At 61.0% G+C, this 2,885-nt stretch carries 3 protein-coding genes; 2 read left to right on the forward strand and 1 reads right to left on the reverse strand.

The window, feature by feature from the left end; all coding sequences use genetic code 11:
• Window positions 1-362 precede the first annotated feature (362 nt).
• Window positions 363-1,343: a Bug family tripartite tricarboxylate transporter substrate binding protein gene (locus ABYB95_RS20635; protein ID WP_372661299.1), complete on the reverse strand. Its 981-nt coding sequence runs from the start codon at window positions 1,341-1,343 to the stop codon at window positions 363-365.
• 156 nt (window positions 1,344-1,499) lie between these two features.
• Here ABYB95_RS20635 and ABYB95_RS20640 point away from each other — a divergent pair, with 156 nt between their 5' ends.
• Window positions 1,500-2,462: a LysR family transcriptional regulator gene (locus tag ABYB95_RS20640; protein ID WP_372661302.1), complete on the forward strand. Its 963-nt coding sequence runs from the start codon at window positions 1,500-1,502 to the stop codon at window positions 2,460-2,462.
• A 171-nt stretch (window positions 2,463-2,633) separates the two neighbouring features.
• Window positions 2,634-2,885: CoA-binding protein (locus ABYB95_RS20645; protein ID WP_372661305.1), on the forward strand; the 252-nt coding region annotated here is incomplete at its 3' end.

Consider the following 2,885-nt stretch of genomic DNA (forward strand, 5'->3'; position numbering starts at 1 on the left):
CTGGGCGAAGCCATGCCACCCTGGAAACTCGCGGCCTGCGCCCTGGTGCTGGCCGGCCTGGCCGTGATCGTGTTCTGGCCCAAGCTCACACGGCCCCGACCGGCTATGCCGAGCGCGCTTTAGACAACAGGCAAAGTGAAAGACCGGTTCGGGCCAGCGCTGGCGACTCCGCGACGATCGCAACAACAAGGCATGTCCCATTTCCCGCTCTTGCCGCCGAGCGGGCGGGTCGACGAGTGCCAGGCGGCGCGGGCACACTTGCACACCCAGGACGGGAAATGGGAGCCCTGCCCCTGGATGTCTGTCCCTACCGGAACTGCGCGCCGTTCATGGACATGCTGGCGGTTTGGGCCATGCCCGCTTCAGTCGGCCTTGATGCCTGCGGTGCGGATCAACTCGCTCCACTTGCTTGTTTCGCTATCGATGAACTTCCCGAACTCCGCCGCCGAACCGCTGCGCGGTTCCAGGCCAAGTGCCAGGAATTTTTGTTGCACCTCTGGAGTGCCGAGGATCCGTTTGGTTTCGGCTTGCAGGCGTTCGCGTATCGGCGCAGGTGTGGCCGCGGGCACCATGAAACCGTACCACCCCGAGGCAAGCACGCTGGAAAGGCCTTGCTCTTTCAAGGTGGGGGCATCGGGAAAGAGCGGGCTGCGCTCTGCAGATGCAACACCCAGAACCCGCAGCTTGCCGTTCTGGATGTGCGGCAGCGCCGCCGTGATGGCCGTCAGCGTGGCGTCGATGCGACCGGCCAAGAGTTCGGTGTAAGCCGGCGCATCACCTCGGTAGTGAACGATGACGCCCTTGGCACCGGCATCCCTGAGCAGCAGCTCAGCCGCCAGGTGCGGCTGGGACCCCGCGCCGGGCGATCCGAAGTTGACGCCTTCGGGTCGGGACTTGGCGTAGGCGACGAATTCGCTGGCGCTCTTGATGTTCGAGTCCGTGTTGACAATGAGAAAGAGCGGTGCCAAGGCCACCATGGCCACCGGGAGCAAATCTTTCTTTGGGTCAAAACCCATTTTTCCGTGCAAGGCTTCGGCGGTCGCGTAGGGCGCCGCGGCGTAGAGCACGGTGTAGCCATCGCCTGCGCTGCGTGCCACATACTCATTGGCCACCCGGGTGCCGGCGCCCGCCCTGTTCTCAACGATGACATTCTGTCCGAGCGAAGAGCCCAGGTACTCCGCCAGCATACGCACCGAAATGTCGCTCGCTCCACCCGCGCCATAAGGTGAAACGATCCGAACGGGGCGTACCGGCCAGGCGGTCTGTGCAACAACCGACGGCATGTGCGCCATTGACAGGCTGGCGGCAGTGGTGCCCAGAAGGGCTCTTCGTGAAATCTTCATGGTGTCTCCTCGGGATGGTCAGCCGGTTGCAGTCGAATGCTGCGGATGCCGGTGACATGACAATAGTTGGACTCACTCTATCGGACAAGTTGAATTTTGTGAGCAACTTATCACCTACTGTTATAAATAAGGCCAACCCAATTTTTGGAGATGTCCATGACGATGCATGTCACGCTGCGCCAGTTGCGCGCATTCTTGGCGGTGGTGGACTCCGGCAGCTTCTCCGAGGCGGCAAAGACCATGAGCCTGTCCCAGGCTGCGCTCAGTGGACTGATCCGCGAGCTGGAGGACAGGGTCGGGGTCAGATTGCTCGACCGCAACACACGCAGTGTTTCCCTGTCAAGCGTGGGGCAGTCGTTCGAGCCCATGTCGAGACGCGTACTCTCGACGCTGGAAGAAGCACTGGACAGCCTCACCGATCTCAAGGAGTTGCGTCGTGGCCTGGTACGGGTGGCGGCACCAGAACCGCTGTCGTGCACCCTCATGCCCGATCTGATTGCTGGCTATCAGAATGCCCAGCAAGGCATAGAGGTGCGCTTTGAGGACGTTCCCATCGAACAGGTGCTGGCTGGCTTGCAACAGGGCAGCATGGATGTCGGATTCGGGCCGGCAGGCCTCATTGAAGACGACATGGTGGAGGAACATCCACTGTGGCTCGATCCCATGTGTGTGGCACTGCACCCCGACGATCCGTTGAGTCGGATGGACGCGGTCAGCTGGAAAGACTTGCGCGAGCGGCCACTCATCAACTACATGCCCAATTTCGCGACCCACGTGCTGAGCTGTGTGCCACCGCGCAACCACCCACGCAAAATCTTGCCAGTGCACAGGGTCAACACGGCCCTTTCGATGCTCCGGGTCGGCGAAGGTGCGGTGGTATCCCCTGCCCTGACCGAGCGCCTGGTGCAAGGCCTGGGCTTGACTTTTCTGCCCTTGAAGCAACCCCAGGTGAGCTGGCGGGTTGCCATGTTCGTGCGTCGCCGTCCTTCGGTGTCTCCCGCCGTCGAGAGTTTTGTGCGGTTCGTGCTCGGGTTTGTCAGGGACTGGACTGCGATGGCACCTCGGCCACAGGTCAGCACGCGGTCCAGCGGCACCGGGAAGGCCGCAGCCGCCAAGTGAAACAAGCTTTCAATAATTCTGAATTTCTTATAAAAACTACTGAAAATACGATTTGCCTGATAAAAGTTATCTGACTATCTTCGTGGCTTGTACCGCACATCGCGCCCGTCGAAGGGGCGCTGGCGTGCCGGATTCCGGGGTTGCGCCCTGCCCGAAATTTGTTCAAAAGCCATGTCCCAGTCAGACCTCGACGCCTTCTTCTCCCCGCGCTCCATCGCCGTTGTCGGTGCATCCGCCACACCCGGAAAAATTGGAGCCATGCCCTTGCGGTATCTGATCGAGCACGGATACCAGGGCGAGATCTACCCGATCAACCCCGCCCGTTCACAAGTCCAGCAGCTGCGTGCCTACGCCAGTCTTCGAGACATTGGAAAACCGGTTGATCTGGCCATTTTTGCCGTACCGGTGCAGCAGATCGATGTC

Origin of the sequence: Hydrogenophaga sp. (genome assembly GCF_041633695.1) — a bacterium.
Classification (GTDB): Bacteria; Pseudomonadota; Gammaproteobacteria; order Burkholderiales; family Burkholderiaceae_C; genus Hydrogenophaga.

What these genes read in the sequence shown, in the direction of transcription:
- ABYB95_RS20635 (WP_372661299.1), bottom strand. Translation starts at nt 1,343, where the DNA reads ATGAAGATTTCACGAAGAGCCCTTCTGGGCACCACTGCCGCCAGCCTG.
- ABYB95_RS20640 (WP_372661302.1), top strand. Translation starts at nt 1,500, where the DNA reads ATGACGATGCATGTCACGCTGCGCCAGTTGCGCGCATTCTTGGCGGTG.